At 51.4% G+C, this 16982-nt stretch carries 16 protein-coding genes and 1 tRNA gene; 7 read left to right on the forward strand and 10 right to left on the reverse strand.

Annotated features, from left to right (window positions below; translation table 11 throughout):
• Nucleotides 1-143 precede the first annotated feature (143 nt).
• The 6 genes from HMPREF2551_RS04790 to HMPREF2551_RS04815 form a co-directional block, all read right to left on the reverse strand.
• A complete protein-coding gene (locus tag HMPREF2551_RS04790) occupies nt 144-1346 on the reverse strand; it encodes a beta-ketoacyl-ACP synthase (RefSeq protein ID WP_070837497.1) in 1203 nt (400 codons plus the stop codon).
• Between the two features lie 3 nt (nt 1347-1349).
• On the reverse strand, nt 1350-1868 hold the full coding sequence (locus HMPREF2551_RS04795) for a YdgH/BhsA/McbA family protein (RefSeq protein WP_070837499.1): 519 nt from the start codon (nt 1866-1868) through the stop codon (nt 1350-1352).
• Nucleotides 1869-1965: 97 nt separating this feature from the next.
• A complete protein-coding gene (locus tag HMPREF2551_RS04800) occupies nt 1966-3204 on the reverse strand; it encodes an NAD(P)/FAD-dependent oxidoreductase (RefSeq protein WP_070608119.1) in 1239 nt (412 codons plus the stop codon).
• A gap of 136 nt (nt 3205-3340) precedes the next feature.
• Nucleotides 3341-5659, reverse strand: a complete 2319-nt coding sequence (locus HMPREF2551_RS04805; protein WP_070837501.1) for an MMPL family transporter — start codon at nt 5657-5659, stop codon at nt 3341-3343.
• Between the two features lie 93 nt (nt 5660-5752).
• Nucleotides 5753-6370, reverse strand: a complete 618-nt coding sequence (locus HMPREF2551_RS04810) for a 4'-phosphopantetheinyl transferase family protein (RefSeq protein WP_070837503.1) — start codon at nt 6368-6370, stop codon at nt 5753-5755.
• A 52-nt stretch (nt 6371-6422) separates the two neighbouring features.
• Nucleotides 6423-6935, reverse strand: coding sequence for a hypothetical protein (locus tag HMPREF2551_RS04815; RefSeq protein WP_003747350.1), 513 nt, complete (start codon nt 6933-6935; stop codon nt 6423-6425).
• A gap of 199 nt (nt 6936-7134) precedes the next feature.
• Here HMPREF2551_RS04815 and HMPREF2551_RS04820 point away from each other — a divergent pair.
• Nucleotides 7135-7227, forward strand: a tRNA-Ser gene (locus tag HMPREF2551_RS04820).
• Between the two features lie 80 nt (nt 7228-7307).
• Complete coding sequence (locus HMPREF2551_RS04825) at nt 7308-7868, forward strand: pseudouridine synthase (protein WP_003747348.1); 561 nt, start codon at nt 7308-7310, stop codon at nt 7866-7868.
• Nucleotides 7869-7923: 55 nt separating this feature from the next.
• On the opposite strand, the gene HMPREF2551_RS04830 is transcribed toward HMPREF2551_RS04825, so the two are convergent.
• The 4 genes from HMPREF2551_RS04830 to HMPREF2551_RS04845 all read right to left on the reverse strand — a co-directional run bounded on the left by HMPREF2551_RS04830 (nt 7924) and on the right by HMPREF2551_RS04845 (nt 13948).
• Nucleotides 7924-8730 carry a DUF4198 domain-containing protein gene (locus tag HMPREF2551_RS04830; protein ID WP_003685136.1) on the reverse strand — a complete coding sequence of 269 codons (807 nt, stop codon included), beginning with the start codon at nt 8728-8730 and terminating at the stop codon, nt 7924-7926.
• A gap of 151 nt (nt 8731-8881) precedes the next feature.
• Nucleotides 8882-10258: a DNA repair protein RadA gene (radA, locus tag HMPREF2551_RS04835; protein WP_070837506.1), complete on the reverse strand. Its 1377-nt coding sequence runs from the start codon at nt 10256-10258 to the stop codon at nt 8882-8884.
• A 95-nt stretch (nt 10259-10353) separates the two neighbouring features.
• Nucleotides 10354-11826: a S41 family peptidase gene (locus tag HMPREF2551_RS04840; RefSeq protein ID WP_070837508.1), complete on the reverse strand. Its 1473-nt coding sequence runs from the start codon at nt 11824-11826 to the stop codon at nt 10354-10356.
• Nucleotides 11827-12040: 214 nt separating this feature from the next.
• The gene (locus HMPREF2551_RS04845; protein ID WP_070837510.1) at nt 12041-13948 is read right to left on the reverse strand and encodes a murein hydrolase activator EnvC family protein; all 1908 of its coding nucleotides are present in this window, start codon (nt 13946-13948) and stop codon (nt 12041-12043) included.
• A 173-nt stretch (nt 13949-14121) separates the two neighbouring features.
• Here HMPREF2551_RS04845 and HMPREF2551_RS04850 point away from each other — a divergent pair, with 173 nt between their 5' ends.
• The 5 genes from HMPREF2551_RS04850 (at nt 14122) to HMPREF2551_RS04870 (ending at nt 16978) form a co-directional block, all read left to right on the forward strand.
• Nucleotides 14122-14667, forward strand: a complete 546-nt coding sequence (locus HMPREF2551_RS04850) for a CreA family protein (RefSeq protein WP_070837512.1) — start codon at nt 14122-14124, stop codon at nt 14665-14667.
• Nucleotides 14668-14696: 29 nt separating this feature from the next.
• Nucleotides 14697-15245, forward strand: a complete 549-nt coding sequence (locus tag HMPREF2551_RS04855; RefSeq protein ID WP_049322876.1) for a YqgE/AlgH family protein — start codon at nt 14697-14699, stop codon at nt 15243-15245.
• A complete protein-coding gene (ruvX, locus tag HMPREF2551_RS04860; RefSeq protein WP_003680463.1) occupies nt 15238-15693 on the forward strand; it encodes a Holliday junction resolvase RuvX in 456 nt (151 codons plus the stop codon). The genes HMPREF2551_RS04855 and ruvX overlap by 8 nt, the downstream gene beginning before the upstream one ends.
• Nucleotides 15694-15857: 164 nt before the next feature.
• Entirely contained in the window at nt 15858-16280 is a 423-nt protein-coding gene (locus HMPREF2551_RS04865) for a YidB family protein (protein ID WP_070837514.1), read from the forward strand.
• A 149-nt stretch (nt 16281-16429) separates the two neighbouring features.
• Nucleotides 16430-16978 carry a carboxymuconolactone decarboxylase family protein gene (locus tag HMPREF2551_RS04870; protein WP_070813840.1) on the forward strand — a complete coding sequence of 183 codons (549 nt, stop codon included), beginning with the start codon at nt 16430-16432 and terminating at the stop codon, nt 16976-16978.
• Nucleotides 16979-16982: the final 4 nt, after the last annotated feature.

Below are 16982 nucleotides of genomic sequence, written 5' to 3' on the forward strand. Positions count from 1 at the left end.
TCTTTTCGGGCACATCGCGAGATGAAATGTGCTAAGCCTATTATGGCATATTTCGGCGGATTTGGTTGTTGTTTTGATGTTATTGTTTTTTAAGTTGCGCCAAAGAAAAAGGCCGTCTGAAAAGACAGCCTAAATATAAGGACTTATCCGATAATCAAAACGGCATTGCTGCCACCGAAGGCAAAAGACGAGCTGGCGGCAATGCGTTTTTCAGACGGCCAGCGGCTGTTGCCGTCGGTCAAAGCGATGTTGGGCAGCTCGGAATCGGGTACATTGTCCCATTGTTGGGGCGGCAGTTTGCCTTCCGGATTGTATTGGCGGTTGACCATCAACCAGGCAAACGCGGCTTCGATTGCACCGGCTGCGCCCAAAGTATGACCGGTGGACGGCTTGGTTGAGGTACAAAGGGTGTGGCTGCCAAAGACTTCGGCAACGGCCCGGCTTTCCATGCTGTCGTTGTGCTGCGTGCCGGTGCCGTGTAGATTGATCCAGCCGATGTCTTCCGCTTTCAAACCGGCTTTATCCAAAGCAGCCTGAAAGGATTGGGCCGCCCCCAAACCGTCGGGGCGGGGCGAAGACATATGGTAGGCATCGCTGCTTGCGCCGTAGCCGAGCAACTGCATTTCGCCGTCAAAATCGGCATCGCGCGTCATTACGAAAAATGCGGCCGCTTCGCCGATATTGATGCCGTTGCGGTTGGCGGAAAAAGGTTTGGCGATGCCGTCTGAAAGCACTTCCAAAGAGGCAAAACCATTGATCGTCAGCGGAGAAAGCGTATCTGCGCCGCCGCAAATCACGGCATCACACAATCCGGCACGAAGCAGCCGGGCTGCGCTGATGAGGGCGCGTGCACCGGAAGTGCAGGCGGTGGAAACGGTATAGCGCAAGCCGTCCAGACCGTAAACTTGGGCGATAAATTCGGAGGGCGAAGCCATGGTGTGTTGTAGCTGTTTGAACGGAACATCCGTCCATCCACCGCCTTGGACAACGTGTTGGAACAAAGGGATATTTTCGTCTGCGCCACTGGTGGACGTACCGGTAACGACAGCAACCCTTTCTTTGCCGTAACGGGCAATGGCCGTCTGAATCAGTCCGTCTATTTGCGAAAGCGCGTGCAGGATAAGCTGGTTGTTGCGGCTGCGGTGTGCTTCGGGGATGCTGTCGGGCAGGGGCATCAGGGTTTCTTTGACGGCACCGAAAGCATGCGTTTTGCCTTTTACCCATTGGTCTGAAAAAGTCAGGGGCGTGTTTTCAGACGGCGTGAGTAAGGCTTCGGCATGAACTTGCAAGCCGCTGCCCAATGCGCTGGTCAGTGCCGGACGGCTGAGATAAACAGGAGTATTCATGAATTAGTCTTCTGCAATCGGGCTGACCGTCCAGAAAGTTTGGTCGGGGAAGCCGATGAGGAATTGTTCGGAATGGTGGGCGACACACCACAAATCACGCTTGCGGTAGCTGAACACCGCGCCTTTGCCGTCAGGGCAGAAGCCTTGATGGGTGGCGTTTTGTTGGCGGGCTTCAGGGTAAAGCGTGGCGGCGTGTTCGGCGGCCAAAAGCGGTAACAAGGCGGCAAACAATCGGCGCGAAGTGGCATTAGGCATCACAAAGCCGTCGTTTTTCCAGCCTTTGGTACTGACCGATTGACGAGATACCGGCGCACCCAGTGCATCGGTTTGGACAAAGCGGATGCCGTCTGAATGAGGCTCGACTGCCAAGAGATTGGTTTGAATGGTTTGCCCCGCCGCATTGGTCTGCTCGAGTTTGAACCATTGGCCTTCTTTGGAAAGCGGCGGCAGCGTTTGCGGATGGGGCAGCGAGGTCGCGCATGCGGAAAGCAGCAGTGCGGTAAGCAAAGGGATAAATCGCATAAGGTTTTATCTATCGGTCAAAATATTTAATGATGAGGGTAGATTTTCAGACGGCCTGTTCTGTTTTTAGGCGCGGCCGTCTGAAAGGCATTTGTCCTTATTCTACCTTCAAATCGCCCACCAATGCGGCAAGCGTGGACAAGCGTTGTTCGGATTTTTCCACGAATGGATTGTTCGTGTCCCAAGCGTAGCCTGCCAAAATAGACGAAATCATGCGGCTGATTTCAGGGCTGCGGTTGGGTGCGTAGATGGCGTTTTGGAAGCGGAAATCGTACCAACCGTTTACATAAGTGCGGAATGCGTTCACGCCGATCATCAGTTGGTCGGCAAATTCGGTTTGCCAATCGACGGCTTCGCCTTTGAGCTGTTTGCCCAACAAATCGGCAGCCAGTTTGGCAGAGTGCAGGGCAATGGTTACGCCGGAGGAGAAGACGGGGTCGAGGAATTCGGCGGCGTTGCCCAAAAGGGCGAAATGTTTGCCGTACAAGGTTTTCACGTTGGCGGAGTAGCCTTGGATAGAGCGGAACGGGAAGTCGTTTTCCCAAACGGCTTTATCTAAAATTTCCGCCAGCATCGGGCATTCGTACACAAATTTTTTCAACACGGCTTCTGATTCGCCGGCCAGTTTGTCGGGCGTGCCGACAACGCCGATGGAGCAACGGTTATCGCCGAAAGGAATCAGCCAAATCCAGACATCGCGATGTTCCGGATGCGTGTTGATCAGGATTTTATTGCGATCGAATTTCGGGCTGGTGATGTTGTCGTCGATATGCGTGAAGTGGGCTTGGCGAGGAGGCAGCTCGGACGGACTTTCCAAGTCCAAAAGGCGGGGCAGGACGCGGCCGTAACCGCTGGCATCCAAAACGAATTTAGCGGTCAATTCATAGTTTTCGCCTGTATCGGTCGCAACGCTCAAGCGTGCCACATCGCCGCTGTTGTCAAATGCGGTTACGCCGTGTCCGAAGCGGACATCGACGCCTTGTTTTGCCGCTTCATCAATCAGGATTTTGTCGAAGATGCCGCGGCGCACTTGATAAATGGTGCCGGGGCCGTCTGAAAATTTTTCAGTAAAGTTGAAATCTGTGTAACGGCTGCCCCATGAAAACGCAGCGCCGTCTTTAAATTGAAAGCTGGGCTCGGCATGCACTGCATCGGCAAAACCGGCTTCTTCCAACATTTCCATGCAATGCGGCAGCAGGCTTTCGCCGATGACAAAGCGCGGGAAATGTTGTTTTTCCAATACGCAAACTTTAAAGCCTTGTTTGTTCAGCAAAGCGGAGGCAACCGAACCCGAAGGGCCTGCGCCGATAACGGCAACGTCAAATTCTACGGACATTTTAAAATACCTTTGATTTTAATGATAAATAATGTTTAATCCGTCGCCTGAAGTTTTTCAGACGGCCTTCTTACAACGTGACAATAGAAGTTGAAACAAAATATCGCCTTAATTTCAATCGTCTTTATTTTTTTGTCTAATTTTTCAACAATGTGACTGCCAGCCAAATATTGAATGCCACGCCGATGGTAACCGTCATGCCGAATGCGGCAACGGCGGGCGTGCTGCTGATGGCGAGCAGGGCAAAGGAAATGGCAGTTGTCGCGGCGGCAAGCAGCATGCCGCCTAATTTTGCCGGCGCGCTGTGGTGTGCGGTGGCGGCATAGACGGCATAGTCCACGCCGATGGCGGATACTAAAAGCAGGCCGAACATGGCAAACAGGCTGACGGGAATGCCGGCCAAACCGAGTACGGCAACGGTGCAGATGGCGGCGGCCAGCGGCACGGCAAGGATTTTGCTGCCGCGTTTGAAACCGAACATTTTCCATAAAAGCAGCCATGCCAAGGCATAGGAAGCCAGTTTCAACCATGCGGCCTGATTGCGCGTGTGGTGGAAAAGCTCGTTTAAGTGGGCGCGTTTGTCTGCCCAATGTATGCCGGAGACGTGTTGCACTGCGGCGTGTACGGCGGCTTCATCGGTCATGCCGTTCAAACGCACGACGGCAGCAAAACGGCCTGGTTCCACTTCGCCCAAATACAAGGAACGCCAAGCTTCTGCCAAATCGGTATTCAGGCCGTCTGAAAGCGATAATGGTTGCGTATCGGCGGCTTGCAGCAGGGCATCGCGCACGGTTTTGCGCGGAATACCGATTTCTGTGAGCGGTTTCCAGCTATCAGGCAATTTGGTCAATTCGCGCAGGCGGTTTTGCAGTTTTTGCTGCTCCGTTGTCGGCAGGATGAATTGGTCGGGCGATTGGATGCCGGAAAGTTTGCCTTGCGCGATTAAGGGCTGCAGGGCGTGGCCGAGTTCGGCGGTTTTCTTCAACAGGGCATCTTCGCTTTGTGCTTCGGCTACCAAATATTTGCCACCAAAATCTGTACCGCTCAACCGGCCGATTTGTTGTACTTCTGTCAACATCGCGGTCGGCATATTGACCCATTGACGGATGTCGTCACGCCAGTCGCTGCGCCACAGTCCGACTGCCAGCAAAATTCCGCCCACGATTAACCAGCCGCGTTTGTGCAGGCGGTTTTTCAGACGGCCTGACAAGGAATAGAGCTTTTCGGTTAATGCGGCAAAAGGCACGGTTTTGGCACGATAACGGCGAAACAGCGGCGGCAGCCATAAAACGGTGGCACCAAACGCACCAAATAAGGCAAAGCCTGAAAATACGGCGGTCTGGCGCAGTACAGGCAAAGGGGTGAACCACAGCAGCGCGTAGCCCAAGACGGTAATCGTCAGGCTGACGGCAAAGCTCGGCAAGACATGTTTTATTGCCGATTCGGCCTGCCAAACAGTCTTTTCAGACGGCCCGAATACCGACGGCGCAAGCCAGTGCAACGGGAAATCCACCAACATGCCCACCAGGCTGGTGCCGATGACGATGGTCAGGATATGCACTTCGCCGAATACCAATAAAGCGACTGCCAATCCGGTTAACATACCGGCTGCCAGCGGCAAGGACAGCAAAAATACGCGGCCGCTGCGGAAGACCCACAACAGCAGCGCAAAAGTCAGCCCAAGTCCGACCATGCTCATCAGCCGGCTTTCTTTTTCTGCGGCTGCTTTGGATACGGCGGCGAACAATGCGCCACCTGCGCTTAAGGTTTCCGCGCCGTTTTCCGAAGCGATTTGACGGCTTTGCGCCATCAGCGGCAAGAGGGCATCGTTGCCGGAAAATTGATCGCCGCCGGCGAGCCGTCCACGTAAAAATACCCAAGTTTTGCCTTGGTCTTCGGCAAACAGCATGCCGTTGTCCATGTCCCACTGCAAACGGCTTTGCGGATTGGCTTTGTCGGCAACAAAGCGTCCGAAGCCCAGCCAGTCTTGTTCTAAAGACAAAGGGGAGGGGGCGGCAAACGGATTGGCCGCGGCTTCTGCGCGCGCTTGAAAATAGGCTTGCGGCTGCTCGAACAGCAGGCGGATTTCGTCTTGCGGCAAAACGGCCAAGCCCAGTTTCTGCATATCCGCCCGCACTTTGTCCAAATTCGGCGTCATGCTGCTGTCGACTTGTTCAAATATGCCGCTCTTGCGCCATGCGTCGGCAATTTGTGAGGCCGTCTGAAAAGCGGTTTCGGCATCGGTACTGCCGGCAAGCAAAATGACTTGCGAATTGAGCTGCGCTTCTGCGGCTTTATCCGCAGCCATCAGTAAGGCATCGGGTTGCTGCTCGCTTGGCAATAACGCGGTCAAATCGGTTTGGATACGCGCTTGTGAAGCAAAGGCATAAACCAAAAACAGAGTAAGAAACAGGATAAGGGCAGTATAGAGGCGGTTTAGGAGGCGAAGATTCATCGTTCAGACGGCCTTGTGCAAATGCTGCTGTTGGTGTGTGGAATCAGTAAAAGTACAGTAAATTAAATCAGATTATTATTATTTTGTCAGTTATTAGATGGTTTGCCGGTCGGTTAAATCATTGGGCTTGAGCGAACCGAAAAACTGCCATTGCAGAGCGACGGCTTTTCCCTGCCAAACGCAGGCAAGTGCCATCGTATCCGCCAAAATCGCGCTTGTGCCGTGCCAATTGGTTTGCTTTCCAGCGCGTAAACCGATGGGTTGCCCCAAATCGAAAACATAGCCGACCGATTTCATGTCTGACGGGAAATCCAAATTCGCCGCTTTAATCAAGGCTTCTTTGAAACACCACAATCGGTAAAACGTTTCAGACGGCCAGTTTGCCGTTTCCAAATAGTCTTGCTCTTCCTGCGTGTAGACCAAAGCCGACAGCGCTTTGAAATCACGCGGGCGGATACATTCGATATCGACACCGGCTGTTAAGGGCTGAGGCGCACACAATAAAGCGGCAAAGCCTTGGCTGTGGCTCAGCGATACAGTCGGTAAATTGGTTTGCTGTTTTAACGCTCGGCTGACTTGCCAGTCCTGACGCTGCGCCAGTTGCGGCGTGGCAGCCAAACGTTGTGAATCGGCTGCGTTTAGAGAAGCATGGTCGTAGCAGGCGGCAAAAGACGGATCGGCCAGCAGACAGTGAAGGGGTGTCGTATCCATAAAATAGAAAAATGCCAAACTTCATCTTGAAGTCCGGCATTTTTGACATTGCTTAGTGGAAGCTGCCTTTCAAAACCACACGGCTGTTGAATGTAGCGATGTGGCATTCGTACTCGTTACCGCCTTTGGTTACTTTGTCAAAGTAGCTAACCAGATGAACGGATTTGGCTTTTTTGCGATGTGCAGTGCTTTGGAAGCGTTTAACTGCGCTCAAGAACGCGCGTTGACAGGTTTCATCAGGGGTTTTGCCGACTGAGTTGGAGATTTGACGGGAAGTCAAAGTTGCGCCGGATGTGCTGCCGTAGTGAACGCGGATGCTGGGATCCAAAGCGGATTTGGCTTCGGCAGAGTTCAAAGCCACATCGACTTTACACATATAAATATCGTTTTGACCTTTGCCATTGACTTTATGTCCTTCACCCATGCTGCGGCAGGCAGAACCGGCGGCAGTTGTTTTTTGAGTAGAAGTTTGAGAGGAGGAAGCAGATGGTTGGGAATTGCCGGATTGTGAGCAAGCGGCAAGCATCAGGGCGGATACGGCAACCAAAGCAGAAAAACGTAACATACGAACTCCTTTATAATAAGGGGTGTGAAAAAAGGTTTACAGAAAACAAAATCATTTTAACATATATGAAAGCCGTATAAAAATAGGATGATGCAAAAAATATTATATTTTTATTTAAATGATTTCATGGTGTTAAGAAAGTTTGAGGCGCTAATGCTTGACGAAGGAGGGCAGAGGGCGTATATTGCAGTCTTCCTTAGGAGTAATGGCTGAGAGGCTGAAGGCACTTCCCTGCTAAGGAAGCATGTGGGGTCAACCTGCATCGAGGGTTCGAATCCCTCTTACTCCGCCAAATATGAAAGACACCGTTTATACGGTGTCTTTTTTATTATCCGGGATCGCTTGGAATCTAAGGCCGTCTGAAAGTGTGAAATGAACGATTTGATTATCCTAAACAAGCCTTATGGCGTGATTTGCCAGTTTTCTGCACATGAAAAACATCCGTGCCTTAAGGATTTTGTCGAGAAACCGGGATTTTATCCGGCTGGCCGTTTGGATACGGACAGCGAGGGTTTGCTGCTGCTGACCAATAATGGCCGTTTGCAGGCGCAGATTGCCGACCCGAAATTCAAGCAGGTCAAAACTTATTGGGCGCAGGTGGAGGGTTCTCCTGATGAAGCCAAATTGGATTTATTGCGCCGTGGCGTAGATTTGGGCGATTTTGTCACCCGTCCGGCCGAGGTCAGGGTATTGGAAGAGGGCGAAGCGGATGTTTTATGGCCGCGCGTGCCGCCGATTCGCGTGCGCAAATCCGTACCTGATTTTTGGGTGGAAATTAAAATTTCGGAAGGGAAAAACCGCCAAGTGCGAAGGATGACGGCGAAAGCAGGCTTTCCGTGTTTACGTTTGGTTCGCGTGGCAATAGGCCGTCTGAATCTGTTTGATTTGAATTTGGAATTGGGACAATGGCGGTTTGCGCCGCATCGTCCTTAAATAGGATGAATAAAGGCCGTCTGAACTATTCAGACGGTCTTTTGTTATGGAAAAATCAATGATGTGAATGACCGATTTGGAAAGTCAAAGTAGTGTAGTTCGCCTGTTTTTGGCACACGCTTTGATCAGGGAAATCGGCTTTGTGTTCTACGCTGGCTTTCCAAAAACCTTGGCGCAATGGAATGATGCTGACTTCGCCTTTGTCATCGGTGGTATCGGAGAAGGCTTGGGCTTCGGTTTTATGGGTTTTGCTGCGGTCGCTGGTGTCGAAGCCGTCAAATGTGGCAGTAACGGTGGCGTTAGGCAGCGGCTCGCCATTGAAGAGGACGCGGACTTTGAAGCGTTCGCCGACGTGGACGTTGGCAGGGTTGTCCAAAGGTACGATTTCCAAATGTTGGCCGACTTGCTTGGTGATGATGGCAGTATCTGCGCTTTCATGGCCGACATTGACGATGTTTTTGCCGAACATACGGGTTTGTTCGCAATAGCTTGCATCAGGCATTTCTTTGATGCTTGCCTGCTTCCAGCCCGCGCTGTTTTTTGACCAGAAAGTCGGTTGGTATTCGGCGGTTACCAAGTAGCTGCCGTCTTTGACCGGCAGTTTGCTGCGGTATTGGTAATTGTATGTGCCTTTTTGAATCATGTTTTCTTTGCCTTTTTCAGTCACCAGTTGCATGGGTTTGCTGAAAATGTGCAGGCGGTCTTTGGCGATGGGCTCAAGCTCCGGGAATTCGCCATAGCCCAATTCGGCTTCAAGGTATTCGCCGCCATGTGTGTGGGCGGTTTCAACCCAAACGCGGTGGGCGTGTGCGGCAGTGCTGAACAGGAAGGCAGATGCGATAAGCAAAGCGGTTTTTTTCATGATTTCTCTCCGATTTTCGATGTGTAGAAAAGATAGAATAAAGTATTTCGTTATAATATAACAAAATTATTTAAATTTAAAGAGAGGCCGTCTGAAAACTTTCAGACGGCCTTTTAGCTGATTGTTTTTTGAATCAGATTATCGAAACGGTTTAGTCCCCGTCACGACAAACATCAATCGCTTCCTGCAAACTGCTGACGCCGTAGATTTTCAGGTTCGGAAATTCTTTGGCATTGCGCGGCATATTGGCTTTGGGGACGATGGCGCGTTTGAAGCCGAGTTTTTCCGCTTCTTTGAGCCGCTCTTGCCCGCGTGCAACAGGGCGGACTTCGCCGCTTAAGCCGATTTCGCCGAAAACCACGGTTTTTTCGGGCATAGGGCGGTTACGGAAGCTGGAGAGCATGGCGAGGATGACGGCGAGGTCGGCGGCGGGTTCGCCGATTTTAACGCCGCCGACGGCGTTGAGGAACACGTCTTGGTTAAAGCAGGCAATGCCGCCGTGGCGGTTGAGGACGGCGAGCAGCATGGCGAGGCGGTTTTGTTCGAGGCCGACAGTGAGGCGTTTGGGGGTGAAGCCGTGCGCGTCATCGACCAATGCCTGGATTTCGACCAGAAGCGGGCGGCTGCCTTCTTGCGTGACCAAAACGCACGAACCGGGCGTGTCATCGCGGTAGCTGGCAAGGAAGATGGCGGACGGGTTGGACACGCCTTTCAAACCGTTTTCGGTCATGGCGAATACGCCCAGTTCGTTTGCTGCACCGAAACGGTTTTTAATGGCGCGGATCATGCGGTAGTTGGAATGTTGGTCGCCCTCGAAATACAGCACGGTATCGACCATGTGTTCCAGCACGCGCGGGCCGGCAATCGCGCCGTCTTTGGTAACGTGTCCGACCAGTATCATGGCAATGCCCATCTGTTTTGCCATGCGCGTCAGTTGGGAGGCACATTCGCGCACCTGCGACACGGAGCCGGGTGCGGAACTGATTTGGTCGGAATACATGGTTTGGATGGAGTCGATGACGACGACTTCGGGCTGATGCTGTTTTAAGGCCGTCTGAATCGCTTCCATGCGGATTTCGGCAAGCAGGTTTACGCCTTCGGTGGGCAGTTCCAAACGTTGTGCGCGCAGGGCGACTTGTTGGGCGGATTCTTCACCGGAAACGTACAGCACTTTACGGCTTTGCGCCATTTTGGCGATGGTTTGCAACAGCAGCGTGGATTTGCCGATGCCGGGATCGCCGCCGAGCAGGATAACTGCACCATCGACCAAACCGCCGCCCAATACGCGGTCAAGCTCGCCCATGCCGGTCGGATTGCGCGGCACTTCGGTGGCGGTCACGGCGGATAGGGATTGGACGGTAGAAGTGTCTGCCGCCCAAGATTGGAAGCGGGCGTTTTTCGGTTCGGGCGCGGCCAGGCTTTCCTGAAGCGTGTTCCACTCGCCGCAATGCGGGCATTTGCCCTGCCATTTCGGGGAAGTACCGCCGCATTCGGAACATTGGTAGATGGTTTTGGGGGCTTTTGCCATGGTGTTTTCCCTGTGGAATATTTGATGTGTGAAAAGGTCGTCTGAAAACAATCATATCGTTTTCAGACGACCTTTTTTATTGAGAAATAACAGGTTTATTTCTTACTGTCTTTATCCGCATCTTTTTTCGGTGCAGGTTTTTTCGCTGCCAAGCCCAAAGATTTTTGCCATTCGGCTGGATTTTTCACTAAGTCCAAGGCTTTGCGGAGCTGATCGTCTTTGGCCGGATTTGGAATGCGGCGGCTGGAGATGTCTTCGTCTTTGTCTTTTTTGGACTTGTCTTTATCGGATTTGGTTTCTGAGTTGACAGGCGTTTCAGTATTGCTGTTGACGTCTTGGCCGCCCAACGGATTGCCGATATGGCCGACCAAATCGGCTTCGCGGCTTTCAAAGGCGCGGTCTTTGTCTTTGACTTCAACGTCAGGAACAATGCCTTGCGCTTGAATCGAGCGGTCGTTTGGCGTGTAGTAAAGGGCGGTGGTCAGTTTGACTGCGCTGCCGCCGGAAAGCGGAATCAGGGTTTGCACTGAGCCTTTGCCGAAACTTTGTGTACCGACGACGACGGCGCGTTTGTGGTCTTGCAATGCACCGGCAACGATTTCGGAAGCAGAGGCCGAGCCTGCGTTAATCAGGACGGTCATAGGAATAGTTTTCAGCTCGGCAGGCAATCCGGCCAACGGGTCTTTGCCGCTGGTGGTGATGTAGTCTTCGGCAGTTGCTTTGAGTACCATGCCTTCTTTTTTGTTGCGGCCTTTGGTGCTGACAACGGTTACGTCAGGTTGCAGGAAGGCTGCGGATACGCCGACTGCACCGTTGAGCAGGCCGCCCGGGTCGTCGCGCAAGTCGAGGATGATGCCTTTGAGCGGGCCTTTGTTTTCTTTGACAAGGGCTTGTGCGGCTTCGTTGAGCGCGGCAACGGTGCGCTCTTGGAATTGGGAGACGCGGATGTAGCCGTAGTCTTTTTCAAGCAGGTGATGGCGTACGCTTTTGACTTTGATGATGGCGCGGGTCAGGTTGACGACGATGGGTTTGTCGGCATTTTTGCGTGAAAGGGTCAGGGTAATTTTGGTACCCGGTTTGCCACGCATTTTTTTGACGGCTTCGCTGACGGTCAGTCCGCGGGTAGAGGTATTGTCGATTTTGACGATGAAGTCGCCGCTTTTCACGCCGGCGCGTTCTGCCGGCGTGTCTTCAATCGGGGCAACGACTTTGACGAAGCCGTCTTCTTGTCCGATTTCCATACCCAGGCCGCCGAATTCGCCGCTGGTGGATTCTTTCATTTCGGCATAGCCTTTTTTGTCCATATACTCGGAATGCGGATCGAGATCGGACACCATGCCTTTCATTGCGCCTTCAAAAAGCTCGGCGTCGGGCTTGTCTTGGTAATAGTTGGCTTTGATTTGGCCGTACACTTCTGCCATAGTGCGGATGGTCTGCACGGGCAGGGCCTCGTTGTCTTTTTTGTCTTTTTCGGCGGCAAAACTTTGTACACTCAGACTGAGGGCGATGCCGCTAAATGCGCCGAGAGTGTAGATTGCAACTTTTTTCAAAGTGGATTTTGTTGACATTCGTTTGACTTTCTTTTTGTGTACGGTAAGCAAAGTGGTTTTTGTTTTCTCTGAACCCGTTGACTTTATGTGATTTAAACGCTCGAAACAATAAGTTTAAGGTAAAAGTTTGTTGTTTAATGTGCTGAACAGGCGTGAAAATCGTGTTTTATTGTAGTTTATGATGAAAATTCAGACGGCCTGGCGGGAAAATTCACTCAGGCCGTCTGAAACATCAGTTAATCCATGAAAGCGGATTCATGACTTGTCCGTTGTAGCGGACTTCAAGGTAAAGGCCGGTTTCGCCCGACGGCAAAGTGCCGCTGGTACCAATCTTGCTGCCGGCATTGACGGCGTAGTTTTGGGCGATGTCAATTTCACTCAAACCGGAGTAAATGCTGACATAGCCGTCGCCGTGGTCGAGGACGACTACTTTGCCGTAGCCTTCAAGCTCGCCGGCAAAAGTAACTGTGCCTGAGGCAATGCTGCTGACCGGAGCCGGAACGGTATTGTAGAACACGCCTTTCCAAACTTCGCCATCGCCGCGGTCTTGACCGAACAGGCCTGCCAATGTGCCGTTGACCGGTTTTTTCAGACGGCCTTGCATACGGCTGAAGCTGTTGGCGTTGCTGACGGTCAAGCCTTGGGTATTTGGGGCTTGCAGTTTCATGTCTTCGTCAGTCAGCGTGGACATGGCGGCGCGTTCGGCCTCGGCTTTTTGTTGGGCGGCAGCCTGCTCTTTGCGGGCTTTTTCGGCGGCGGCCAAACGGGCTTCAGCGGCTTTTTTACGCGCTTCTGCTTCGGCTTTGCGTTGCTCGGCTTTGCGTTTTTCCAAATCTTTCAAGAGATTGTTGAGGCGTTGCTCGTTTTCTCTATGGTTAATTTTCTTTTGCGCTTCTTTGGCCATTTGCGCGTTTTGACGGCGGCTTTCGGCTTGTTCGGCGGTATTGGTCACGCCTTGTTGACGCAACGAAGCTTGGATGTTGGCTTGCAGTTTTTTCAGGTAAGCCAATTCATTGTTGATTTTTTGCTCTTGCGCCGCCAGCTCTTTTTGTTGTTTTTCCAAGTCTCTCATGACTTGGTCGTTGGCGTTGTTGATATAACGCGTGTAACGCAGGAAGCGGGTTTTTTGACCGGCATCGGCGTTTTTCAGGAAGAGGGCGACCGCGTTGGGCTGGCTGTTTTTATAGTTGCCGGACACAAAGCGCGAAATTTGGGCGCGCGTGTTGGAAACTTCGGCTTTCAACTGGTTGGCATCGGCATTGAGTTTTTGGAATTTTTCCCAAGCGTCGCGTTGTTTGCGGTTGATGCCGGAGAGGTTGTTGCGTGTTTGTTGCAGCTGTTTGAGCGTGGCATTGACATGGATAATGAAACCCTCGTTGCGTTTGGCAAAGGATTTCTTGCTTTCCATCTCGTTGGCGGCGGCAGTCACGGCTGCTTTGAAATCGTTGTCGGCTGAAGAGACGGCTTTAGGCTCAGCTTTAGGCTCGTCTTTTTTGTTTTGCTCTTTGGCTTTTGTGTCTTTTTTATCTTCAACAGCTTTTTTGGCAGGCTCTTTGGCTTTGGTTTCTTTAGCGTCAGCCTTTTTGTCTTCGGCTGCTTTTTTTACTGGCTCTTTGGATTGACGGTCTTTTTTATCCTCAGCTGCTTTTTTAGCAGGCTCTTTGGTTTTGGTTTCTTTAGATTCTGCTTTTTTTACAGGTTCTTTGGCTTTGCTGTCTTTTTTATCTTCAGCAGTTTTTTTGTCTTGTTCTTTGGCTTTGCCAGATTTTGCGGCTGCAGCTTTTTTGTCTTTTGCTGTTTCTTTAGGCTCTTCGGCTTTACGGTTGGCCTTTTTATTGTCGGCCGAGGCCTCGGCGGCTTTAGCCGGTTTGTTTTTGGCTGAAGCGCGTTCGTTCTTGTCGGCGGTCTCCTTCTCTTTGGAGGCTTTGGCTTTAACCGCTTTTTTGTCTTCCTCTTTTTCTTTTACTACTTGTTTTTTTGGGGTTTCTTTTTTGACATCCGCCTTAGCGGCTTCTTTCTCTTTTTTTACGGGCGCAGCTTTTTTGACGGCGGCCGCTTTTTCTTTCGGCGCGTCTTTGGCAGCATAGGTTGGCAGGGAGAAGCTGAGCAGCAGGGCGAGGATGAGGGGTTTGTAACGCATGGTTCGATCTTGCTATTAAAGTAGGAACAATAGGACGGATTATACTGTCTGTCAGGCCGTCTGAAAATAATATTGGGTTGCAATATGGACGAACGGTCTTATATAGTAATGATGGAGTAGGCGGATATGATTCCGCCTGTCTGGAAACTGACAGTCTGCATTGACAGGATATTATGAAAAAATATTTATTAGTAGTGTTGGGCGCCATGGTTTTGGCGGCTTGCGGTAACGATACCGATAAAATCGGACGCGCCAGTACGGTGTTTCATATGCTGGGTAAGAACGACCGTATTGAAGTGGAAGGTTTTGATGATCCTGATGTGCAGGGGGTTGCCTGCTATATTTCGTACGCGAAAAAAGGCGGTTTGAAAGAAACAGTCAATCTGGAAGAAGATGCCAGCGACGCATCCGTTTCCTGCGTGCAAAGTGCGGAAGTCATCCGTTATAACGAGGCTGCGGTTTTGAAACCGCGACAAGTGTTCAAACGCAGCGCCAGCATGGCATTTAAGAGCCAGCAGATTATCCGTTACTACGACCCGAAACGTAAGTCTTTCGCTTATTTGGTGTACAGCGATAAAATCGTTCAAGGCTCGCCGAAAAACTCTTTGAGCGCGGTATCGTGTTTTGCCCATGCGAAAACCGATGCGCCGGTACCGGCAGGCGGCGCAGTTTATGGCGCCTGCGTGGTGGACGCGCCGATTTCTGACGGCCAAAAATAATAAAATCAGCTTAATAGATTAAGAAGAATATGAATTTAGCCAACCATTTCCTGATTGCCATGCCTCATATGGACGATCCGTTTTTTACGGATACGGTCATTTATGTGTGTGAACATGATGAAGAAGGTGCGCTGGGCATCATCATCAACAAGCCTTCGCCGATTACCATGGACATGATTTTTGCCGCCGCCGACCGCAATATCCCGTTACGCCTGCAACATGAAAACGTGATGATGGGCGGGCCGGTTCAGATTGAGCGCGGCTATGTTGTGCATACGCCGATCGGCCGCTGGCAAAACAGCATGGTGGTAACCGATAACGTGGCGCTGACTTCTTCGCGCGATGTGATTGAAAACCTGTCTAAAGAAGGCGCGGTGGATAAGGCTTTGATCAGCATTGGTTATTCAAAATGGGGCAAAGGGCAGTTGGAGCGCGAGTTGGCAGAAAATGTTTGGCTGACCGTCCCTGCGGATGAGCATATTCTTTTTGATGTGCCTTACGAACTCCGCTATGCCGCCGCTTTTGAAAAATTGGGCGTCAATCCGAACGCCTTGGTTTCAGGAGTCGGCCATGCCTGATGCACCAAAAGGCACGGTTTTGGCCTTTGATTTCGGCGAGGCGCGTATCGGCGTGGCGCAGGGGGATGCCGAGTTGGGCATGACTCATCCGCTGGCGACGGTAACCGGCAACAGCAATGATGAAAAATTTGAGGCCATTGCCAAGTTGGTCAAAGAATGGCAACCCAAGTATTTTGTGGTCGGACTGCCGACGCATACCGACGGCACGGAGCATGAGCTGACCCGTTTGAGCCGCAAGTTTGGCCGCCGTTTGCATGGACGTTTTAACTTGCCGGTTTATTGGGTGGACGAAAGGATGTCTTCCCTATACGCGGAAAGCTTGCTTGCAGAAGCCCAAGTATTTGGCAGAAAACAAAAATCCGTACTTGACCAAGTAGCGGCGCAGGCGATTTTGCAAGGGTTTTTTGAAGGTGGAGCGGCCGAGTATTTCAATGGCCGCGAAGAATAGCATTATTCATTATAAAGGCCGTCTGAAACTGGGTTTCAGACGGCTTTTGTTTTGTTACGGCTTTGGGATAAAAGAAGTTTAGTTTGGTTAAGCCTGATTTTTTTCAGTGCAAATTTTGCTACACTCCGTTTTCTTTTTTTAGACATAAATACAAGGAAAAAGTCATGGCACTCATGGACAATCTTTTGAATGCGGCTACCCAAATGTTGGGTGGCAACAGCGAAAACGGCGCACAAAGTTCTCTGACCGATATGGCGATGGATTTGGTTAAGCAGCAAGGCGGCGTGGGCAACCTGATCAACCAACTGCGACAAGGCGGTTTGGGCGATGCACTGAGCAGCTGGGTGTCCAACCAATCCAGCAACCTGCCTGTATCCGGTAGCGACCTGCAAAATGCCTTGGGCAGCGATACCGTAAACCAAATCGCGCAAAAATTCGGCGTGGATGCCGGTCAAGCAGGCGATTTGTTGGCAAAAGTATTGCCTGACTTGGTCGATAAAGCCACGCCTAACGGCACGGCTCAAGATGCGGATGGTTTCGGCTTGGACGACATCGCTTCTATGCTGCTGAAAAACTTTATGAAATAATGAGTTGAATCATTTGATAAGGCCGTCTGAATCCGTTCAGACGGCCTTATAACTTTTGGTTCGCGGCAAATAACCAATAAGTCTTTTTCTGATGGAGGCGGATGGCTTATGATGGGCACTCCATTTCACCAGATAAGAAGGTTATACACATGTCTCGCTTGACCATACACACAGTTGAAACCGCTCCTGAAGCTGCTAAACCACGCATTGAAGCCGTATTGAAAAACAACGGCTTTATTCCTAACCTGATCGGCGTTTTGGCCAATGCGCCTGAAGCTTTGGCGTTTTATCAAGAAGTTGGTAAGCTGAATGCGGCCAACAGCCTGACTGACGGCGAAGTTGAAGTTATTCAAATCATTGCCGCCCGTACTAACGAATGCGGTTTCTGCGTTGCCGGCCACACCAAACTGGCTACCTTGAAAAAACTGCTGTCCGAACAATCCATCAAAGCCGCACGCGCATTGGCTGCAGGCGAGTTTGACGATGCCAAACTGGGTGCTTTGGCAACATTCACCCAAGCCGTTATGGCGAAAAAAGGCGCGGTATCCGACGACGAGCTGAAAGCTTTCTTCGATGCAGGCTACAACCAACAGCAAGCCGTTGAAGTCGTTATGGGTGTTGCTTTGGCAACCTTGTGCAACTACGTCAACAACCTTGCCAAAACCGAAATCAACCCTGAATTGCAGGCATTTGCCTAATCCC

This window comes from Neisseria sp. HMSC066H01, from assembly GCF_001837375.1.
Taxonomy (GTDB): Bacteria; Pseudomonadota; Gammaproteobacteria; order Burkholderiales; family Neisseriaceae; genus Neisseria.

Coding starts and splice junctions, on each gene's coding strand:
- HMPREF2551_RS04790 (WP_070837497.1), bottom strand. CDS start 1,346: ATGAATACTCCTGTTTATCTCAGCCGTCCGGCACTGACCAGCGCATTG.
- HMPREF2551_RS04795 (WP_070837499.1), bottom strand. CDS start 1,868: ATGCGATTTATCCCTTTGCTTACCGCACTGCTGCTTTCCGCATGCGCG.
- HMPREF2551_RS04800 (WP_070608119.1), bottom strand. CDS start 3,204: ATGTCCGTAGAATTTGACGTTGCCGTTATCGGCGCAGGCCCTTCGGGT.
- HMPREF2551_RS04805 (WP_070837501.1), bottom strand. CDS start 5,659: ATGAATCTTCGCCTCCTAAACCGCCTCTATACTGCCCTTATCCTGTTT.
- HMPREF2551_RS04810 (WP_070837503.1), bottom strand. CDS start 6,370: ATGGATACGACACCCCTTCACTGTCTGCTGGCCGATCCGTCTTTTGCC.
- HMPREF2551_RS04815 (WP_003747350.1), bottom strand. CDS start 6,935: ATGTTACGTTTTTCTGCTTTGGTTGCCGTATCCGCCCTGATGCTTGCC.
- HMPREF2551_RS04825 (WP_003747348.1), top strand. CDS start 7,308: ATGAACGATTTGATTATCCTAAACAAGCCTTATGGCGTGATTTGCCAG.
- HMPREF2551_RS04830 (WP_003685136.1), bottom strand. CDS start 8,730: ATGAAAAAAACCGCTTTGCTTATCGCATCTGCCTTCCTGTTCAGCACT.
- radA (WP_070837506.1), bottom strand. CDS start 10,258: ATGGCAAAAGCCCCCAAAACCATCTACCAATGTTCCGAATGCGGCGGT.
- HMPREF2551_RS04840 (WP_070837508.1), bottom strand. CDS start 11,826: ATGTCAACAAAATCCACTTTGAAAAAAGTTGCAATCTACACTCTCGGC.
- HMPREF2551_RS04845 (WP_070837510.1), bottom strand. CDS start 13,948: ATGCGTTACAAACCCCTCATCCTCGCCCTGCTGCTCAGCTTCTCCCTG.
- HMPREF2551_RS04850 (WP_070837512.1), top strand. CDS start 14,122: ATGAAAAAATATTTATTAGTAGTGTTGGGCGCCATGGTTTTGGCGGCT.
- HMPREF2551_RS04855 (WP_049322876.1), top strand. CDS start 14,697: ATGAATTTAGCCAACCATTTCCTGATTGCCATGCCTCATATGGACGAT.
- ruvX (WP_003680463.1), top strand. CDS start 15,238: ATGCCTGATGCACCAAAAGGCACGGTTTTGGCCTTTGATTTCGGCGAG.
- HMPREF2551_RS04865 (WP_070837514.1), top strand. CDS start 15,858: ATGGCACTCATGGACAATCTTTTGAATGCGGCTACCCAAATGTTGGGT.
- HMPREF2551_RS04870 (WP_070813840.1), top strand. CDS start 16,430: ATGTCTCGCTTGACCATACACACAGTTGAAACCGCTCCTGAAGCTGCT.